This window comes from Streptomyces sp. NPDC006510, assembly GCF_040611955.1.
Classification (GTDB): Bacteria; Actinomycetota; Actinomycetes; order Streptomycetales; family Streptomycetaceae; genus Streptomyces.
In genome coordinates, this window is record NZ_JBEXPH010000040.1 from 22,048 (window position 1) to 41,729 (window position 19,682).

Annotated in this window: 17 protein-coding genes; 7 read left to right on the plus strand and 10 right to left on the minus strand. The window is 69.9% G+C overall.

Features of this window, described 5'->3' with window-relative positions:
• Positions 1-38: 38 nt before the first annotated feature.
• From argG to ABZY11_RS15275, 4 genes are all read left to right on the plus strand, one after another.
• Entirely contained in the window at positions 39-1,487 is a 1,449-nt protein-coding gene (gene argG / locus ABZY11_RS15260; protein ID WP_356479580.1) for an argininosuccinate synthase, read from the plus strand.
• A gap of 256 nt (positions 1,488-1,743) precedes the next feature.
• Positions 1,744-3,117 (plus strand): alkaline phosphatase, encoded by a 1,374-nt coding sequence (locus ABZY11_RS15265; RefSeq protein WP_356479581.1) that lies wholly within the window; start codon positions 1,744-1,746, stop codon positions 3,115-3,117.
• A 191-nt stretch (positions 3,118-3,308) separates the two neighbouring features.
• The gene (locus ABZY11_RS15270) at positions 3,309-4,349 is read left to right on the plus strand and encodes an FAD-dependent oxidoreductase (protein ID WP_356479582.1); all 1,041 of its coding nucleotides are present in this window, start codon (positions 3,309-3,311) and stop codon (positions 4,347-4,349) included.
• A gap of 723 nt (positions 4,350-5,072) precedes the next feature.
• Positions 5,073-7,022: an amino acid transporter gene (locus ABZY11_RS15275; protein ID WP_356479583.1), complete on the plus strand. Its 1,950-nt coding sequence runs from the start codon at positions 5,073-5,075 to the stop codon at positions 7,020-7,022.
• 67 nt (positions 7,023-7,089) lie between these two features.
• Here ABZY11_RS15275 and ABZY11_RS15280 read toward each other — a convergent pair whose 3' ends face one another.
• The 3 genes from ABZY11_RS15280 to ABZY11_RS15290 all read right to left on the minus strand — a co-directional run bounded on the left by ABZY11_RS15280 (position 7,090) and on the right by ABZY11_RS15290 (position 9,180).
• Positions 7,090-7,992 (minus strand): cupin domain-containing protein, encoded by a 903-nt coding sequence (locus ABZY11_RS15280; RefSeq protein WP_356479584.1) that lies wholly within the window; start codon positions 7,990-7,992, stop codon positions 7,090-7,092.
• Positions 7,993-8,026: 34 nt separating this feature from the next.
• On the minus strand, positions 8,027-8,896 hold the full coding sequence (locus ABZY11_RS15285) for a cupin domain-containing protein (protein WP_356479585.1): 870 nt from the start codon (positions 8,894-8,896) through the stop codon (positions 8,027-8,029).
• Between the two features lie 92 nt (positions 8,897-8,988).
• The gene (locus tag ABZY11_RS15290) at positions 8,989-9,180 is read right to left on the minus strand and encodes a hypothetical protein (protein ID WP_356479586.1); all 192 of its coding nucleotides are present in this window, start codon (positions 9,178-9,180) and stop codon (positions 8,989-8,991) included.
• Positions 9,181-9,923: 743 nt separating this feature from the next.
• On the opposite strand from ABZY11_RS15290, the gene ABZY11_RS15295 reads away from it, so the two are divergent.
• The gene (locus ABZY11_RS15295; protein WP_356479587.1) at positions 9,924-10,124 is read left to right on the plus strand and encodes a hypothetical protein; all 201 of its coding nucleotides are present in this window, start codon (positions 9,924-9,926) and stop codon (positions 10,122-10,124) included.
• A 150-nt stretch (positions 10,125-10,274) separates the two neighbouring features.
• Here the strand turns inward: ABZY11_RS15295 and ABZY11_RS15300 are convergent, their stop codons facing one another.
• Positions 10,275-11,645 carry a peptidase C39 family protein gene (locus ABZY11_RS15300; RefSeq protein WP_356479588.1) on the minus strand — a complete coding sequence of 457 codons (1,371 nt, stop codon included), beginning with the start codon at positions 11,643-11,645 and terminating at the stop codon, positions 10,275-10,277.
• A 178-nt stretch (positions 11,646-11,823) separates the two neighbouring features.
• Between ABZY11_RS15300 and ABZY11_RS15305 the strand changes: the two genes are divergently transcribed.
• Complete coding sequence (locus ABZY11_RS15305) at positions 11,824-12,453, plus strand: hypothetical protein (RefSeq protein WP_356479589.1); 630 nt, start codon at positions 11,824-11,826, stop codon at positions 12,451-12,453.
• Positions 12,454-12,815: 362 nt separating this feature from the next.
• Positions 12,816-14,729 (plus strand): AAA family ATPase, encoded by a 1,914-nt coding sequence (locus tag ABZY11_RS15310; protein ID WP_356479590.1) that lies wholly within the window; start codon positions 12,816-12,818, stop codon positions 14,727-14,729.
• A gap of 56 nt (positions 14,730-14,785) precedes the next feature.
• Here the strand turns inward: ABZY11_RS15310 and ABZY11_RS15315 are convergent, their stop codons facing one another.
• The 6 genes from ABZY11_RS15315 to ribH all read right to left on the minus strand — a co-directional run bounded on the left by ABZY11_RS15315 (position 14,786) and on the right by ribH (position 19,657).
• Positions 14,786-15,892, minus strand: coding sequence for a hemolysin family protein (locus ABZY11_RS15315; protein ID WP_356479591.1), 1,107 nt, complete (start codon positions 15,890-15,892; stop codon positions 14,786-14,788).
• On the minus strand, positions 15,889-17,259 hold the full coding sequence (locus ABZY11_RS15320) for a hemolysin family protein (protein ID WP_356479592.1): 1,371 nt from the start codon (positions 17,257-17,259) through the stop codon (positions 15,889-15,891). The genes ABZY11_RS15315 and ABZY11_RS15320 overlap by 4 nt, the downstream gene beginning before the upstream one ends.
• Positions 17,260-17,444: 185 nt before the next feature.
• Complete coding sequence (locus ABZY11_RS15325; protein WP_356479593.1) at positions 17,445-17,909, minus strand: PH domain-containing protein; 465 nt, start codon at positions 17,907-17,909, stop codon at positions 17,445-17,447.
• 35 nt (positions 17,910-17,944) lie between these two features.
• Complete coding sequence (gene hisG / locus ABZY11_RS15330; RefSeq protein ID WP_072489486.1) at positions 17,945-18,793, minus strand: ATP phosphoribosyltransferase; 849 nt, start codon at positions 18,791-18,793, stop codon at positions 17,945-17,947.
• A gap of 71 nt (positions 18,794-18,864) precedes the next feature.
• Complete coding sequence (locus tag ABZY11_RS15335; RefSeq protein WP_018524273.1) at positions 18,865-19,137, minus strand: phosphoribosyl-ATP diphosphatase; 273 nt, start codon at positions 19,135-19,137, stop codon at positions 18,865-18,867.
• Between the two features lie 34 nt (positions 19,138-19,171).
• Positions 19,172-19,657 carry a 6,7-dimethyl-8-ribityllumazine synthase gene (gene ribH / locus ABZY11_RS15340; protein WP_356479594.1) on the minus strand — a complete coding sequence of 162 codons (486 nt, stop codon included), beginning with the start codon at positions 19,655-19,657 and terminating at the stop codon, positions 19,172-19,174.
• Between the last annotated feature and the right edge of the window lie 25 nt (positions 19,658-19,682).

Genomic DNA, 19,682 nt, shown 5'->3' on the forward strand with positions numbered 1-19,682 from the left:
ATGTTGCATGATCATGCGAAGTGATGCATAGTCTTGCCATGTCCAAAGTCCTCACCTCCCTCCCCACCGGCGAGCGCGTCGGCATTGCCTTCTCCGGCGGGCTCGACACCTCTGTCGCCGTCGCCTGGATGCGCGACAAGGGCGCCGTCCCCTGCACGTACACCGCCGACATCGGCCAGTACGACGAGCCCGACATCGCGTCCGTGCCCGGCCGCGCCTCCGCGTACGGCGCCGAAATCACCCGGCTCGTCGACTGCCGTGCCGCGCTGGTCGAGGAAGGGCTGGCGGCGCTCGCCTGCGGGGCGTTCCACATCAGGTCGGGCGGACGCCCGTACTTCAACACCACGCCGCTGGGGCGTGCCGTGACCGGCACGCTGCTGGTGCGGGCCATGCTTGAGGACGGGGTGCAGATCTGGGGCGACGGCTCCACGTTCAAGGGCAACGACATCGAGCGGTTCTACCGCTACGGGCTGCTCGCCAACCCCCACCTGCGGATCTACAAGCCCTGGCTGGACGCGGACTTCGTCACGGAGCTCGGCGGCCGCAAGGAGATGTCCGAGTGGCTGCTCGCGCACGGGCTGCCGTATCGGGACTCGACGGAGAAGGCGTACTCCACGGACGCCAACATCTGGGGCGCCACGCACGAGGCCAAGACCCTGGAGCACCTCGACACCGGCGTCGAGACGGTCGACCCGATCATGGGCGTGCGGTTCTGGGACCCGTCGGTGGAGATCGCCACCGAGGACGTGACGATCGGCTTCGACCAGGGCCGCCCGGTCACCGTCAACGGCAAGGAGTTCGCCTCCCCGGTGGACCTCGTCATGGAGGCCAACGCGATCGGCGGCCGCCACGGTCTCGGCATGTCCGACCAGATCGAGAACCGGATCATCGAGGCCAAGAGCCGCGGCATCTACGAGGCGCCCGGCATGGCGCTGCTGCACATCGCCTACGAGCGCCTGGTCAACGCGATCCACAACGAGGACACCCTGGCCGCGTACCACAACGAGGGCCGGCGGCTCGGCCGGCTGATGTACGAGGGCCGCTGGCTGGACCCTCAGGCGCTGATGATCCGCGAGTCGCTCCAGCGCTGGGTCGGCGCGGCCGTCACCGGCGAGGTGACGCTGCGGCTGCGGCGCGGCGAGGACTACTCGATCCTCGACACGACGGGCCCGGCGTTCAGCTACCACCCGGACAAGCTCTCCATGGAGCGGACCGAGGACTCGGCGTTCGGCCCGGTGGACCGGATCGGCCAGCTCACCATGCGGAACCTGGACATCGCCGACTCGCGCGCCCGGCTGGAGCAGTACGCGGGCCTCGGCCTGGTCGGCACCGGCCACCCGACGCCGATCGGCGCCGCGCAGGCCGCCTCGACCGGCCTGATCGGCGCCATGGACCGGGGCGGCGCCCAGGCGATCGCCTCGCGTGGCGAGGCCACCGACGAGGAGACGATGCTGGACCGCGCCGCGATGGAGTCCGGCACGGACTGACACCGGCCACCGGGCGTACGCACCCGGGCAGCGGGCCCCGGCGGATTCACTTCCGCCGGGGCCCGCTGCCGTGCCGCCGGGGTCGCGGCGGTACCGCGTGGGGGCACGGGCGGGCGAGCGCCTGCCCGGAGTCGACCGGCCTCTCCTGCCATGTCCCGGCAGGACGGGCGCGACTTCCACGTCACCGGTGATTCACCCGCCGCTGATGAGCTGACCGTCGTCGGTGCTCTCCGCCGGCCGGATCAAGGAGATTCCCATGCGCAGTCAGCGCCTGTCCCGCAGCCACCTGATAGCCACCGGTGCGGTCCTCGTCGCCACGGCCACCGCCGCTGTCGCCATCACGGCGACGGCCGGCGCGTCCGGCACGAAGGAGCACGCGAAGAACGCCATCAAGGGCGGCAAGGCGAAGAACGTCATCCTGCTCATCGGTGACGGCATGGGCGACTCGGAGATCACCCTCGCCCGCGACTACACGGTGGGCGCGGCCGGCCGCCTGAACATGGACAGGTTCCCGCTGACCGGCGCGTACACGACCTACGCCGTGCACGCGGACGGCACGCCCGACTACGTCACCGACTCCGCGGCCAGCGGCACCGGCTGGGCGACCGGCGTGAAGACCGTCAACGGGCGGATCTCCAAGACACCGGGCACCGACAAGGCCGTCCCCACCATTCTGGAACTGGCGCAGAAGGGCGGGTACGCGACCGGCTCGGTGACCACCGCCGAGCTGACCGACGCCACCCCGGCCGTCCTCGCCTCGCACGCCACCGACCGCTCCTGCCAGGGCCCCGCCGACATGGCCAAGTGCCCCACCGACACCATCGCCAAGGGCGGGCCCGGCTCCATCGCCGAGCAGAGCGTGAACCACAAGGTCGACGTCCTGCTCGGCGGCGGCAAGCAGCGCTTCGACCAGAAGGTGACCGACGGCAGGTACAAGGGCCTGACCGTCACCGAGCAGGCCCGAAAGCTCGGCTACCAGGTCGTCACGGACAACGCCTCGCTGAAGTCGGTCAAGGGCGGCAAGCCGGTGCTCGGCCTCTTCGCGCCCGGCAACGTTCCCACCGAGTGGACCGGCAAGCCCGCCGCGCTCGGCGGCACCGACCCGCAGCGCTGCGTCACCTCCAACCCGAACCGGCCCGCCGGCACCCCGGACCTCGCCGACCAGACCGCCAAGGCCATCGAGCTCCTGGAGTCGAAGCAGAAGCGGAGCCACAGCAAGAAGGGCTTCTTCCTCCAGGTCGAGGGCGCGTCGATCGACAAGCAGGATCACGCGGCCGACCCGTGCGGCCAGATCGGCGAGACCGCCGCGTTCGACCGCGCGGTGAAGACGGCCCGCGCGTACGCCGCCAAGCACCCCGACACGCTCGTCGTCACCACCGCCGACCACGGCCACACCAGCCAGATCGTGCCCCTGGAGGCCCAGCCGCCCGGCCTGTCCTCCACGCTGGTCACCGACGAGGGCCAGCAGATCAAGGTCAACTACTCGACCAACGCGCCCGGCCAGTCGCAGGAGCACACCGGTACCGAGGTCCGGATCGCTGCGCAGGGCCCGCAGGCCTACCGGGTCCTGGGCGTCACCGACCAGACCGACCTGTTCACCACGATCCGCGAGGCGCTCCGGGTGCGCTGACCCCGTCGGCGAGTCGCCCCGGGCCCGGTGCCGCGGACACCTGGCCCGGGGCGGCCCCTTCTGAACCACCCCGTCTCGAATGGAGACTCGATTTCATGAAAGGATCGAGTCATGGCATGACCTTCCCGTTACCCGCTTGAGCTCCGTCGCCGTACGGTGCGCATGGTCGCCGAGGAAACAGAGGTGGGCGAATGGTTCGGGAGAGCATGATGCGCGTCGCCGTGGTCGGCTCGGGCGTGCTGGGAGCGGCGGTGGCGGACGAGCTCGTGCGCCGCGGCCTGTCCGTCGTGGTCTGCACGGCGGAGGAGTCGCGACCGCCGGTGACGGACGTGGCGTTCGGCTGGCTCAACTCGCACGGGTCGGCGGCGGAGCCGCCGTCGGGCGCGCGCGATCGGGACGAGATCGCCCGGTCGCTCGGCGTGCTGCGCAACGTCACGGCGACGCCGCCGTTGCGCGGCGTCATCACCTGGAACGGCGCCGTGAGTTGGGCGTCGACCGCAGCAGCGACGGCTCGGTTCGCCGAGCGATCGGGTCCCGGCGTCGCGACCGTCGAGGCGGAAGCTCTGCGGCAGATCCTTCCCGGCCTGCGGGTGCCGCCGCCGGTCGTCGCGCACGCCAGCGACGAGGGCATGGTCGAGCCGGACGACCTGCGGCGCGCGTTCCTCGCCCGCGCGCGGGCCGGCGGGGCCACCGTCGTCGCCGCTCGGGTTGATCGCATCCGGGCGCGGCGGGCGGGCGGCTACGAACTGCAGGGCACCGGAGCGGCACTCGTCGTCGATCGGATCGTACTCGCCTGCGGGACGGGCCTGCCCGCCCTCGCGGAGCAACTCGGCGAGCACATCGAAGTACCCGGTGTCCCGGCCGCGCGCTTCACCTTCTCCGCGCCGGAACTACGCCTGGACCGGGTGGTGTCCACGCCGGCTTTCGAGATCCGGCCGTCCGCCCGGCACGGCTTCGTCGGCGCCGAGGACGTGGTCCCGGGCGAGACGGAGACGGCGACGCGGGCGCGGGTGCGTGCGTCCCTGAGCGCCGTGAGGGAGGCGTTCGGACTGCCGCGGGAACCGGTGCTGGGGGACGTGACCGTAGGGGTCCGCCCGATCCCGGCTGGCGACGGCGTGCTCTGCGCACCGCTGGCGAGTGCTCCGGAGGTCGTCGCACTGGCTGCGCATCCCGGGGTGACACTCGCGGCCTCGCTGGCGCTGCGGGCCGCGGAACAACTCGGGAACCCCTAGCAGTACTCGATACCTTGGGTGATCTTGCCCTTCCGCCCCGTTTCTGTCAGTGAAGTTGGCGACAGGGTGGACAGTGAGCCGCGCAGAGGAGGCGGCACTGGGACCTGGGACAGCGAGCAGCGGGTCGACGACGAGATCGACGCCCCCCAACGGCGCGACGAGGGCGCGTACCGTCGGCTCGGACAGCCGGATCCAGGTCTGCCGCTTCCCGAGGTGTGCACCGAGGGGCGTACGGAAGAGGCGGACGCAGTAGCCCGCGGGCCCCGGCCGGACCGGAACGAACAACGCTCCGGTCCGGTTCGGTTGAAGATGTTCGACTGTTGTCGGCGCCGGGCTCGCAACGCCTGGACGACCAGCGGACCATGCGTCCAGCGCCGAGTACGGATCGTCGCTGTGTCCATGCTCTTCGAGCCCAGCACGACCTTGCACGAGGCGAACGTCCGGGCCAGCAAGGCGCTGTCGCTGAAGACCTTCTTGTACGGGTCGTCGTCAGCGACTCCGGTACAGATGCCCGCGCCACCTGTGCGCCCGGGTCCAGCGCATTCGCGGTGACCTCACTGGGGCGTCCGCACACTTCGGAGGACGAACGCAGTGGGTGGGCGCGGACACGTATCCCCTCGGTACGGGAAGCGCTCGGCTGCGGATCACTCCGTGCGTACGCTGATGCAGCCGTCTCCTCGATGGCCTGCACCGTTCGCTTCGCCGCACGTCAGGAGCACAACGATGGCCGGACCCGCCCACGAGCCTCCGAGTCGCCTGCGCGCGTGGATGTTGGAAGGCTTGTCCGACATTGCCGGGCACCAGCAGGGGCCGCACGCCAAGCCCGAGCCCGCGGACAAGGGCCAGCGGTGGTGGCGGGTGATGTGTCTGACCGGCGTCGACTACTTCTCCACGCTGGGCTATCAGCCGGGCATCGCCGCCCTCGCGGCCGGACTGCTGTCCCCCGTGGCCACCATCGTGCTCGTGGTCGTCACTCTGGCGGGTGCGCTGCCGGTCTACCGGCGGGTGGCCGAGGAGAGCCCGCACGGCGAGGGCTCGATCGCGATGCTGGAGCGGCTGCTCTCGTTCTGGAAGGGCAAGCTGTTCGTCCTGACGCTGCTCGGCTTCGCTGCCACCGACTTTTTGATCACCATCACGCTGTCGGCGGCGGACGCCGCCACCCACCTGGTCGAGAACCCGCACCTGAACGATGCGCTGCACAACAAGCAGATGCTGATCACGCTGTTGCTGGTCGCGCTGCTCGGGGCGGTGTTCCTCAAGGGCTTCCTGGAGGCCATTGGCGTCGCCGTCGTCCTGGTCGGGATCTACCTGACCCTGAACGTTGTCGTCGTGGCGTCGGGCCTGTGGCACGTCGCCACAGCCACGCACGTGGTCACCGACTGGACTAGTGCCCTGACCACCGAGCACGGCAACGTCGTCGCCATGGTGGGCGTCGCGCTGCTGGTCTTCCCGAAGCTGGCCCTCGGCCTGTCCGGCTTCGAGACCGGAGTCGCGGTCATGCCTCATGTCGGAGGCGACCCCGGCGACACCGAGGAGAAGCCCACCGGCCGTATCCGGGACACGAAGAAGCTGCTGACCACCGCTGCGGTGATCATGAGCGTGTTCCTGATCGCCACGAGTTTCATCACCACCGTGCTCATCCCGGAGAAGGAGTTCGAGTCGGGCGGCCGGGCGAATGGCCGCGCACTCGCGTATCTGGCGCACGAGTACCTCGGAAACATCTTCGGCACGGTCTACGACGTCTCCACGATCGCCATCCTGTGGTTCGCCGGCGCCTCCGCCATGGCCGGCCTGCTCAACCTGATGCCTCGATACCTGCCCCGGTACGGCATGGCGCCGCACTGGGCGCGCGCCGTGCGCCCGATGGTGATCGTGTTCATCCTGGTGGCGTTCCTGGTCACATGGATCTTCGACGCCGACGTCGACGCCCAGGGCGGCGCCTACGCCACTGGCGTCCTCGTCCTGATCAGCTCCGCCGCCATCGCCGTCACGATCGCCTCACGCAAGGCCGGCCAGCACAACTGGACCATCGCCTTCGCCATCATCTCGGCGATCTTCCTCTACACCACCGTGGCGAACGTCATCGAACGCCCCGACGGCGTGAAGATCGGTGCTTGCTTCATCGCCGGGATCATCCTCGTCTCCCTGCTTTCACGGCTCGCGCGCGCCTTCGAGCTGCGGGTCACCAGCGTGACCATGGACGGCATTGCGGAGCGCTTCGTACGGGACGCCGCCAGCCGCAGGATCCGGTTCATCGCCAATGAGCCCGACAACCGTGACGTCGCCGAGTACCGCGACAAGATCGAACAGATCCGTCACGACAACGACGTCCCGGTCCAGGAGGACTTCGTCTTCGTCGAGGTCACCGTCCTCGACCCCTCGGAGTTCGAAGCGGGCCTGAACGTACGCGGCGAAGTCCTGCACGGCCGCTACCGCGTTCTGACCCTGGAGAGCTCCTCCGTCCCCAACGCCCTGGCCGCCCTCCTCCTGCACGTCCGCGACCTCACCGGACACAACCCGCACATCTACTTCGAATGGACCGAAGGCAACCCCTTCACCAACTTCCTGCGCTTCTTCCTTTTCGGCCAGGGCGAGGTCGCCCCCGTCACTCGCGAGGTCCTTCGCGAAGCCGAACCCGACCGGGCCCGACGCCCCCGTGTCCACGTCGGATGAACCGGTCGAGCACCCGGGTCCAGGCCAACGCCTTCACCTCCCCACTCACCTCGCCCTCCCAACCGGGTCAGCCCAGCAGTGCGCTCGAAGAACCCTCGGTGGTGTGATGTTCGCGACGCATCGCGCCCCGAGCCAGATGCACCAGCTCTTCTGGCGTGAGACCGGTGAGCGTGCGGTGAAAATGCGCGATGAGGTCGTTCGCGGCCCCGGTCAGCGCTGCGTCATCGTTGGGCCGGGCGGGCAGTCCGTCGCCGTCCAGCAGGAGTGCCTCAAGAACGGCGTACAAGTGGGCGGAGCCGGCCTCGCGGACCGTGAACGAGAGGTGAGCAGACGCGCTCCCCCCGGTGGCTTCGGCCACATGCGCGAACCCCCTCGGTACGTAAAGGACTTCGCCCTGACGCAGAACCACGTCCAGCAGCGCATCCCCCGGGTCGCCGTCCACCCGCTCGGGCTGCCAGTTCCCGCCGGGCGGTCCCGGATACACACGCCACCGCTTCGAACCGTGTATCTGCACGGCCAGCACGTCGGCGTCGTCGCGGTGCACAGGACGGCCCTGCGTCCCCGGCGGGGTGAGAAAGAAGAACGCCTCCACCTGGCGTCGAAAACACTCCGCGAGCCCATCGGCCAGTTCCCGCACGCCTGCGTGCCACTGGTCGACGTACCGCAGAAGGAGCGTTGCTCCCTCCTCGCCGATCAGTCGGCGCACCGCCCCGGAATCCACGTAGCGATTGTCGATCCCGCCCAGGACTACTCGGGGGAAACAGTAACGCTCCTCCGGTACAGGACCGTCCTCGTGCACGAGCGTCGCGTAAGGGGTGGTGAGGAGACCTGCATCCAGGATCCTGTCCAGCTCGGCGACCTTCAGCATCTCCATCAGGGGTGTGCGGGGATGCAGTACGGCGGGTGTACGGCGCCACAAGGTGTGATGAAAAGCCTGCTCGTCGTCCACAAATCGTGCAAGCGGGTCCATCGTTGCCTCTCCACGTTCCATGCCGTCGGCGTGATCAGACGGTCTGGCGGTTGCTGTACGCACGCGGTCGTGCCCGGCCGATGACATCATCCGGGGTGACTGCGTCGAGCCGTGCGCTGAGATGGTCCAAGAGGTCGGCCGCAGTGCGCAGCAGGGCGTCATCGTCCAGGGGACGGCCCGGCAGAGCCAGGCCGTCGACGATCCCCCTCAGCAGAGCGGTGCGCAGATGCTCCGCGCCGGCTTCCCTCACCACCACTGTCAGATGAGCCGACGAGGAGTCGCCCACGGCTGTGGCGGTGTGCGCGAAACCTCTCGGCACGTACAACACTTCCCCGGCCTCAAGGACCGTGTCCAGCAGTGGCGCTCCCGGATTCTCCTCGCGGACCGGCGCCCAGTCGCCGTCGGCCGGACCCGCGTACACCTGCCAGTGCTTGGCACCGCTGAGCTGGATGGCCAGCAGGTCCCCGTCGTCCCGATGCACCGGACCCCGGCGGCCGGGACGGCTCAGGAAGAAGAACGCCTCGACAAGCCGGCCGAGCCGCTCGGCAACGCCCCTCGTGAGTTCACGCACGGGGGGATGCCATTGATCGACGTAACGGAACTGCAGGGTCGCCCGTTCCTCATCGATCAGTCGTCGGACCGCCGCCGCATCAACGTACCCCTGGGCAGGGTTCCCGGTGATGACGCGCGTCGGACAGAAACGCTCGTCGGCGATGCTCCCCTGTGCGGTGTACAGGCCGACATACGGAACGCGCAGCAGCCCCGCGTCGAGGAGCGCGTCCACGTCCGCGAGTGTCAGCACCTCCAACGGCGGGTCCTGCGGCCGCAGAAGCACCGGTTCCTTCCGCCAATACGTACCCAGGAGCTGCTCCACGTTCGGTACGCACCGTTCCAGCCAGTCCATAGTTCCGTCCCTCTCCGAGTGGACCCGCCGGTGTGAGCACCGGCGGGTCCCGGACGCGCTTGCGCGCACTCGCGTGCGCGTCGGTCAGCCGATCAGATGACGTCGGGGTAGCAATCCCCGCACCCGGCCTCGATCTTCTGGTCCGAGGTCGGGGACGCGGCGGCATCCCCGACGGACAGCACGAAGAACGCCCCTCCGGCAACGGCGAGCGCCGCCACGCTCAGCGCGGCACGCTTGGAGATCTCCGCACGCTTCAACGGCTCTACGGCCTGGGAATACGACATGACCACTCCCTTCCCCGGCAGCGGTTTCCGCCGCACCCGGGTGTTCACTCGACCCCGGTTCCGAGGCCGGGACTGATCTTGCGTCGGCCCGCGTACGGAGGAGAAGCAGCACTGACGTATTCCATACACCACTTACGGATCTCTGATGCGCCCTCTCCTCCCCGGACAGTGTCCTGTGTTGTGAGTCGCAGGAGTCGTCGTGTGCAGCAGCAGAGGGTGACGGCGAGTTTTGAGGTGACCCCCCTTCCCGGAGAACCTGGCAGGTTCGCCAGATGAACGAACGAGGCCTGTGCTTCTCCATCACCAGCATGCCGGGGGTCAAGACGAGGACGATCCGAACCAGCTCAGAGGCGTCTCCCGCCCTTCCGGTCCTGGGGCTGTTCAGGGAGGGGCTGGTCCGTGAATTGGCGCGATAGCCACACAAAACGTCCGCCAGAAAATCTCTCGGCCTTAACCATTTGGCGCGGCCGGAATCGTCGACTACAACACCACCTACGACGAACGGCCCTGACCATCGGGCACAGGCGTAGAGATAGGTGAACGAGTTGGCTCAGATAATCGACCAGGGTCCTGGCGCGTCGCGCAAGCGGTGGACCGTCCGATAAAGGGAGCCGGGCGGGCGCACAGCGCGGCAGCGGTAGAAGTCATTCGACCGGAAGAAGGACGCGGTCGACTTCGCCACCGAGGTAGAGAACGACAAGCGAGAGAACGTATACGTCGACCCCAGTGCCGGCAAGGTCTCGTTGCGCTCGTACGCCTCGGATTGGCTTGCGAAGAAGACCGCCTCTGCTGGAACCCTCGAGTCCTGCGAGCGCATCGTCCGCCTCCACATAGTCCCTCACCTGGGGCGCAAGACGATCTCCCAAGTCACTGCGGGGGACATCGAGGGCCTGTACGCGCGTCGCCACCGGGAGGGGGCAGCTGAAACAAATGGACCACCGTGACCTTGACGAGCGGCGTGTCCATGCACGGAGTATCTCGCCGGCTCGGGCATCGCTCGATCAAGGTCACGGTGGACAAGTACGGCCACCTCACCCAGGACGGCCGGGAACGCTGCCGTCAGGTGGTCGAGGCGGCTGTGGTGCCGCGCAGGCTCAGAGCAGGCCGAACGACTTCAGCACCCAGCGCTGACCCGGTGTCGGGTCAGACGGCCAGTAGAGGTAGCAGACCCCGCCCGTACCGCTTCTGACCTTGCCGTTCGCGTCGTAGCGCTTGGTGCGGAGCCAGATGTTCTCCCACTCCCTGCGCTTGTAGACCCGGCGCACGGCCTCGTTGTTCGGCGAGGCCGGGTCGTTCGCGATCACGTCGCCGTCCGCGGTGAACCCGATCACGGTCATCAAGTGGCCGGAGGTCCCGTACCCGGCGCCGGTCAGCTCCTCCTTGAGGAAGGACTGCGACGTTATGGCCGGGATGCCCGCGCGGATCAGCCGCTCCAGGTCCGTGAGCGAGTCCAGCCGGGTCACCACCGCGTTCATCCCGTCGTACGTCGCCGCGTACGCGGCATTGAACGGCCAGTTGCCGCAGCCCTCGTACTGGTAGTCGTAGGTGAACCGGGCGGCATGGCAGACCTGCGGGTCGGCCAGGCCGGGCTTGACCCAGGCGAGGTCCTCGGCGGTCGGCCGACGGCCCCAGTACTCGATGATCATCTGCGAGGAGGTGGGGCTGCACCAGGCCTCGCCGCCGTTGTCGTACTCGGGGTACTGGCCCACGTGGACGTTCTGCGAGTAGCGCGGCACCCACAGCTCGCGGGCGAGGGCGGGGGTGCTGGCGGGCACGGTGAAACGGTCCGGGACGTCGGAGGCCATCGCGCCGAGCCGCCGGACGGTGGGCGTCAGGCGGCTGCCCGGGGCGCGGTGGAGGGTGAGCCTCAGTCGGTACGAGACCAGTCGCAGTCCGCTCGCCGCGTCGTCCACCGAGAAGGTGTCGGTCCAGATGGAGCTCTTGCCGTCGGTCTGGTCGTCGACGGAGGTACGGCGGATGTCGCCGTCACCGGCGGCCCAGCGGCCCATCACGTACCAGGGTGTCGGGGTGCCGTCCGAGTAGCGGCCCTGGAGCTCGATCTGGATCCAAGTGCCCGCCGGGGTCTCCGCGTTCCAGGAGGCGATCACCTCGGTCGCCGGGACGGTGGACCAGTGGACGGGCGAGGTCCAGGTCGCGTACTCCCAGGTGGTGGTCGTGCCGGTGTGCGGATCGGTGTAGTCGGTGCGCCCGGCGGCGTGGTCGATGACCAGCCCGGGGCGGCGGCCCGCGACGACCCGCGTCCCGGCGCGGTAACCGCCGCGCCAGTCGGTGTAGGTGTGCCAGAACCGGTTGTCCACGGCAGGGGCCTTCGCCGAGGGGGCGTGGGGCGGGGCGGCGGAGGGAACGGCGGCGGCCGCGGGACCGGCGGTCGACATCGTTCCGGCGGTGGCGGCTGCCGCGAGCGCGGCGGTCAGTACGGTTCGGCGTGAGGTCGGTCTGTTCATGGGCGAGACCCCCGGTCGTAAGCGGAATGGGGCTGCTGGTGCGCGACAGTGCGCCGCCAACTATCGCGGGTCGTGGCCGGGTCCGGCCAGCGGTTCGGCTTGCGTCAATAAACCAATATTGGTCTGGTCCACTGGCGTGACCTGCGACTGCTCCGGACCGGCTCGTAGGCTGGGGGCCATGAACGACCTCTCGCTCCTCGCCGCACGGCTGCGCGCCCTGGCACCGTCCTGCGGACCGGTCCGGCTGATCGCTGTCGACGGCCACGCGGGCTCGGGGAAGAGCACCTTCACCTCCCGCCTGGCCGCCGCCCTCGATGACGCCCCCGTCCTGCATCTCGACGACATGGCCACGCACGAGTCCTTCTTCACCTGGGTGGACCGGCTGCGGGAGCAGGTACTCGGGCCGTTGGAGCGCGGCGAGTGCGCCCGGTACGCGCCGTACGACTGGACCGCGCGGACCTTCGGGACGCCGCGCAGCCTGGAGCCCGCGCCGGTGGTCCTGATCGAGGGGGTCGGGGCCGGCCGCCGGGCGCTGCGGCCGTGGCTGGCCCGGCTGCTGTGGATGGATCTCGCCGCCGCGGAGTCCTGGGAGCGCGGCCGCCGCAGGGACGGGCCCGCGCTCTCGGAGTTCTGGGACGGCTGGACGGCGGCCGAGGAGCGGCACTTCTCGGCCGACCCCTCCCGCCCCCACGCGGACGCTCTGATACGGCAGTTGTCAGTGGGGTACGAGTTGCTGGAGGGACCCAGAACGGCAGCAGGAGCGAACCATTCCGTCACGGACCGTGAGTACGTGGCGCCGCCGTCCTGAATGGTGAGAAAACGCCCCGGAAGTACCTCAACTCCGCTTGACCCAGGGGCGGTACAGGTCTTACGTTCTCAATGTGCGGCTTTTCGGAGCCCTCACAGACGCGAAGCCCCCGGTTGTTCCCCCGTGATCGGGGGCTTCGTTCTGCCCTCGCACCCCCCTCCCCCACGCCGGTCCGGCGGATTCCGCTCACCCTGGGTCACGGTCTCCCTTCTGCCTGCGGCGCTCTTAGTCGCACACTCCCTGCGCAGGTACGATGCCTCTCGGTGCGGTCAATTCCCGTCCGTGGCCATGTGATTCGGTGCGCCCCGGTGGGCAGAATCGTGCGGCGGGACATCCTGGGGGCACGGTTTGTGGGGGACCAGATGGACATCGGCACGCAGGGCACGCAGGCCCCTGCCGACCTCGCCTGGCTGCGCGGCGTGGACGCCTACACCATGGGCGCCTACCCCCAGGCCGAAGAGGAGTTCAGGGCTGCGGTTCGCCTCGATCCAGGCATGGCGGACGGCTGGCTCGGCCTCCATGCGCTGAGGGTCGACACGACGACGGCGCTGCTGCGCATGTACCGCCATCGCGAGCGCTTCGGCGAGCAGCGCACCCGCCATCGGCGCACGCTCAACTCCTGGTACTGGCTGGGCTGGTGGGTGCAGCCGGTGCTGGAGAGCGCGCGTGATCTGCTGCTCGCGCACGCCTCGCACTGGCTGGACGGCCGCCATGTCCCCGAGCTGGACCGTGCGCTCGCGGGCCTGCCGCCGGTGGACGCGGACCCACAGGTGCGTTTTCTGCATGCCTGTCGCTCGTATCTGGTCAAGGACTGGGAGCAGCTCGTACGCAACACCGAGCAGTTGGTGGACGATCCGCTGCTCGGCATCGAGGCGGGGCTGTTCGGCGGCATGGCGCGGGTGCGTCTGGAGATGTACGGGCAGGCCGAGCCGCTGCTCTCCACCGCCCTGATGCGCTGCCGCAGCGAGCAGCCACAGCGCAAGGAGCTGCGTTACTGGCTGGCCCGTGCGCACGAGGGCACCGGCCGCAGCGCCGCCGCCCTGCCGCTCTACCGGGCGGTGCACCGGATCGACCCGGCGTTCATGGACACCTCGGCGCGGCTCGCCGCGATCGCGGACTACGACGGCCTGGAGGGCTCGGACGAGGCCGCGGGCCTGGCCGCCGTGTCCCTGGCCGGGCTCGGTACGGACGGCACCGTGTCGGAGGCGCAGCCGGAATCGGATCCGCTGCTCGGCGCCGACCCGGTGGACGGCCGGGAGCTGCGGCCCGGCGGTGAGGCGTCCGGTCTTCCGGGCGTCGTGATGCCGCCGCCGTCCGGCGGGGCGCGGCGCAGGGCGGGGGCGCCCGGACAGCCGCCGTCCCCGTTCCCGGCGGGGCCCAGCGATCCGGTGCTGCTCGCCGAGGCGCTGGCCGAGCTGGAGCGGATGGTGGGTCTGGAGCCCGTCAAGCGCCAGGTCAAGGCGTTGTCCGCGCAGCTGAACATGGCGCGGCTGCGGGCCGGTCAGGGGCTGCCCGTGCAGCCGCCGAAGCGCCATTTCGTCTTCTCGGGCCCGTCCGGCACCGGCAAGACCACGGTGGCCCGCATCCTGGGCCGGGTCTTCTACGCGCTGGGGCTGCTCGGCGGTGACCATCTGGTCGAGGCCCAACGGGCCGATCTGGTGGGCGAGTTCCTCGGCCAGACCGCGGTCAAGGCCAATGAGCTGATCGACTCGGCGCTCGGCGGAGTGCTCTTCGTCGACGAGGCGTACAGCCTTGCCAACAGCGGCTACAGCAAGGGCGACGCGTACGGCGACGAGGCGCTGCAGGTCCTCCTCAAGCGTGCGGAGGACAACCGGGACCATCTCGTCGTCATTCTCGCGGGCTACCCGGAGGGCATGGACCGGCTGCTGGCCACCAATCCGGGGCTCTCCTCGCGCTTCACCACCCGGGTGGACTTCCCGAGCTACCGGCCGCTGGAGCTCACCTCGATCGGTGAGGTGCTGGCGGCGGAGAACGGCGACGCGTGGGACGAGGAGTCCCTGGACGAGCTGCGTTCCATCAGCGGCCATGTCGTCGAGCAGGGGTGGATCGACGAGCTGGGCAACGGGCGGTTCCTGCGCACCCTGTACGAGAAGAGCTGCGCCTACCGCGATCTGCGGCTCTCCGGCTACGCGGCCGTGCCGAGCCGGGACGATCTGGCCACGTTGCGGCTGCCGGACCTGATGCAGGCGTACGGCGAGGTGCTGTCCGGCCGGGGACCGGTGGACCGGGGACAGCAGGAGCCGCCGCTCCTGTGAGCCCCGGTTGCCGAAGGGACCGGGCGACGGCCCCTGCGGCAACCGGGACCACGTGGTCAGCGGACCGACGCGGTGAGTTCCCCGGAGCCGGTCGTCGTGCTCGCGGGTTCCGCCGCCCGGCGCGGTACCGCGACCCGGTGGGCCGGGTCGCGCACCTCGCCGACCAGCATCTCCAGGACGTCCTCCATGGCGACCAGGCCGAGGATCCGGCCGGACGCGTCGGCGACCTGTGCCAGATGGGTGGCCGCCCTGCGCATCACGGTCAGGGCGTCGTCCAGGGGCAGCTCGGCCCGTACGGTCGCCATCGGGCGCCATACGTGCTGGGGGACGGCCCGCTCGCCGTCCTCCAGGTCCAGGACGTCCTTGACGTGCAGATAGCCCATGAACGGGCCGCCGCCCTCCGCGCACACGGGGAAGCGTGAGTAGCCGGTGCGTACGGTCAGCTCCTCGATCCGGTGCGGGGTGACGGACGGGTCCACGGTCACCAGGGAGGCCCGGCGGAGCAGCACATCGGTGACGGGCCGGCTGCCCAGCTCCAGTGCGTCCTCCAGCCTCTCCTGCGCCTCCGGCTCCAGCAGTCCGGCCTGGCCGGAGTCCTCGACGAGCCGGTTGAGCTGCTCGCTGGTGAAGACGGCCTCCACCTCGTCCTTCGGTTCGACGCCGAAGATCCGGAGCACCAGCCGGGCGCAGGCGCCCAGTGCGGCGGTGACCGGGCGGCAGAGCCGGGCGAAGCCGACGAGGCCGGGGCTGAGCCAGAGCGCGGTCTTCTCCGGCGCCGCCATCGCGAGGTTCTTCGGGACCATCTCGCCGATGACGAGGTGGAGGAAGACCACGAAGACGAGTGCCAGGACGTAGCCGAGCGGGTGGATGAGGCCCTCGGGCAGGTGGATCGACTGGAAGACCGGCTCCAGCAGATGGGCGACGGTCGGTTCGGCGACGGCGCCGAGGGTCAGTGAGCAGACGGTGATGCCGAACTGGGCGGCGGCCATCATCTGCGGCAGGTTCTCCAGGCCGTACAGCACTTGGCGGGCCCGGCCCGAGCCGACCGCCGCGAGGGGCTCGACCTGGCTGCGCCGTACGGAGACGAGAGCGAACTCGGCACCGACGAAGAAGCCGTTCGCCAGCACGAGGAGCGCGGCGAAGAGCAGTTGGACCAGGCTCATCGCACGGCCTCCAGGACTTCGTGGGCCGCCGGGGCCCCGGCGCCGGGGTCGGTCGGTTCGACCGTGCGTACGAAGCGGACCTTCTCGGCGCGGTAGTGGCCGACCTGGCGGACGGAGATCCGCCAGCCGGGCAGCTCGGCCCGGTCGCCGGGGGCGGGGATGCGTCCCAGCAGATCGGCGACGAGTCCGGCCACGGTCTCGTACGGGCCGTCGGGGACGTCGAGTCCTATCCGGCGCAGGGTGAGGACCCGGCAGCTGCCTTCGGCGTCCCAGGCCGGGCGGCCGTCCTCGGGAGCGGCGGGGGCCAGTTCGGGCCGGTCGGCGCCTTCGGCGTCGTGCTCGTCCCTGACCTCGCCGACGAGTTCCTCGATGATGTCCTCCAGGGTGACGACTCCGGCGGTGCCGCCGTACTCGTCGACCACTACGGCGATCGGCTGCTCGTTGCGGAGCCGCTGGAGCAGCTGTTCGACGGGCAGGGTCTCCGGGACCAGCAGCGGCGGGACGGCGATCCGTCCGGCCGGGGTGCGCAGCCGGTCCTGGGCGGGCACGGCGAGCGCGTCCTTGAGGTGGATCATGCCGACGACCTCGTCGATCCGCTCCCGGTAGACGGGGAAGCGGGAGAGGCCGGTGGCGCGGGTGAGGTTGAGGACGTCCTGTGCGGTCGCCGAGGACTGCAGGGCGCTGACTTTCACCCGGGGGGTCATGACGTGCTGGGCGGTGAGTCCGGCGAGCGACAGGGTCCGTACGAAGAGATCCGCGGTGTCCTGTTCGAGGGTGCCGGCCTCGGCCGAGTGCCGGGCCAGGGAGACCAGTTCCCCGGGGGTACGTGCGGAGGCCAGCTCGTCGGTGGGTTCGACGCCCAGCAGCCGCACCAGCCGGTTGGCCACGGTGTTCAGCAGACTGATCACCGGCCGGAACACGGCGGAGAAACGGTGCTGGGGGCCGGCGACGAACCGGGCGACCTGGAGCGGCCGGGAGACCGCCCAGTTCTTGGGCACGAGTTCACCGATCACCATCTGGACGGCGGAGGCCACCATCATCCCGATGACCACGCTGATGCCGGGGACGGCACCGTCGGGCAGTCCGGTCGCGGTGAGTGGGCCGTCCAGCAGCTGGGCGAGTGCCGGTTCGGCGAGCATGCCGACGACCAGTGAGGTGATGGTGATACCCAACTGGGTGCCGGAGAGCTGGAAGGAGAGTTCGCGCAGGGCTTCGACGACGGTGCGGGCCCGCCGGTCGCCCTCGGCGGCGGCGCGCTCGGCGTCCGGCCGCTCCACCGTGACGAGCCCGAATTCGGCCGCCACGAAGAATCCGTTGGCGAGGATGAGAAGGAATGCCGCGCTGAGAAGCAGCAGGGGGGTGGTCATGCCGCCGCCTCCGGGGAAGGGGCGGCGCAGGTACTACCGGACGGTCCGTCCATTGCTGGAAGGAGTCACTCCTTGGGTCGCAGGAAAGCCCCGCCGGTCTCATGGACCTCTGGGTGCGGGGCGGGGTGCACAGGGGCACCGCCGCCCTCCAGAGTAATCAAGAAGAGGCCGTACGGGGCAGGGGCTCAGCCGATGTCCGTTCCGGTGCCGTGGTTCTCGGCGAGGGCACGGAGCGCGCGGGCGTCGCGGATGGCCTGCTGCTTGGCGATTCCCGGCTGGATGCCGAGGGCGGGCATGCTGGTCCCGTCACTCAGGTCGAGAAAGACCCAGGGGTCACCGACCCGCAGGTTGACCCGAAGGATCTCCGCCCAGGACAGCCGGCGCGTCCGGGTGAGATTGACCACGGTCACCCCGTCCTCGTTCGCGACGACCTTCGGGCGGCTGAGCAGCGCGAGTACTCCGAAGAACAGCAGGGCCGTGAAGATGAAGCTGGCCCGCTCCCCCGGGCTCAGCTGCTCCAGGGTCAGAGCGACGGCGGTGATGACGAGGAACATCGCCGCCCCCACGGTCAGCAGGACCACCCGGGTTCGGGTCGGCCGGAACGTGACCGGGAGGGTAGGGAGTTCGGGCCGGGGTGCGGGGGCGGACATGGTGTTCTTCTGTCTTCCGGGTGGTCGCCCGGCCGTCAGAGGCGGCAGGCGTGGATGGCGGTGGTGAGGATGGCGCGGGCGCCGAGGTCGTACAGATCGTCCATGATCCGCTGGGCCTCCCGGGCGGCGACCATGGAGCGGACGGCGACCCAGCCCTCGTGGTGCAGCGGCGAGATGGTCGGCGACTCCAGGCCCGGGGTGAGGGCGACCGCGCGCTCCAGGTGCTCGACGCGGCAGTCGTAGTCCATCATCACGTAGGAGCGGGCGACCAGGACGCCCTGGAGGCGGCGGAGGAACTGCTGCACCTTGGGGTCGTCGTCGGGGGCGCCGGTGCGGCGGATGACGACGGCCTCGGACTTCATGATCGGCTCGCCGATGACTTCGAGCCCGGCGTTGCGCAGGCTGGTGCCGGTCTCCACGACATCGGCGATGACCTGGGCGACACCGAGTTCGATGGCGGTCTCGACCGCGCCGTCGAGGTGGACGACGGAGGCGTTGACGCCGACGTCGGCGAGGTGCTTGGCGACGATGCCCTCGTAGGAGGTGGCGATCGTCATGCCGTCGAAGTCCTGCGGGCCCTGGGCCGTGCCGGGCTTGGTGGCGTAGCGGAAGGTGGAGCGGGCGAAGCCGAGCTGGAGGATCTCCTCGGAGTCGGCGCCGGAGTCCAGCAGCAGATCGCGGCCGGTGATGCCGATGTCGAGGCGGCCGGAGCTGACGTAGATCGCGATGTCGCGCGGCCGCAGGTAGAAGAACTCGACCTCGTTCTCGGGGTCGACGAGGACGAGTTCCTTGGACTCCTTGCGCTGCTGGTAGCCGGCCTCATGGAGCATCGCCATCGCAGGCCCGGAGAGTGAACCCTTGTTGGGGACGGCGATGCGCAGCATGAGGTCAGGTTTCCTTTGCGAGGAGGGAGTCTTCTGCGGACGTGCGGATGTACGTGGTGCGGAGGTGGTGCTCAGAGGTGTGCGTAGACGTCGTCGAGCGAGATCCCGCGGGCGACCATCATCACCTGGACGTGGTACAGCAGCTGGGAGATCTCCTCGGCGGCCGCGTCCTTGCTCTCGTGCTCGGCGGCCATCCAGACCTCGGCGGCCTCCTCGACGACCTTCTTGCCGATGGCATGGACGCCCTTGTCCACGAGCTCGGCGGTACGGGAGGTGGAGGGATCGCCGTTGGCGGCCTTGAGCTGCAGCTCGGCGAAGAGCTCTTCGAAGGTTTTGTTCGCCATGATGCTCTTAGGGTACGGGGTCCGTGCCCTGTGCTCAGCGCCAGGGCTCGCTGACCGAGCGCAGCGTGGCGGCGGTGGCGACGGCCGCGGTGACCGCTTCGTGCCCCTTGTCCTCGTTGGACCCTTCCAGGCCGGCCCGGTCGAGCGCCTGCTCCTCGGTGTCGCACGTGAGTACGCCGAAGCCGACCGGGACGCCGGTGTCGACGGCGACCTGGGTGAGGCCGTTGGTGACGCCGTGGGACACGTACTCGAAGTGCGGGGTGCCGCCGCGGATGATCACACCGAGGGCGACGACCGCGTCGTAGCCGCGGCCCGCGAGGACCTTGGCGACGACCGGGAGCTCGAAGCTGCCGGGCACCCGGAGCAGGGTCGGCTCGTCGATGCCGAGCTCGTGCAGGGCGCGCAGGGCGCCGTCGACGAGTCCGTCCATGACCTTCTCGTGCCACTGCGCGGCGACGACCGCCACGCGCAGGTCGCCGCAGTTGCGTACGGACAGTTCGGGTGCGCCCTTGCCGCTCATGTCTCTCCCACCGCTCGTTTCCGTG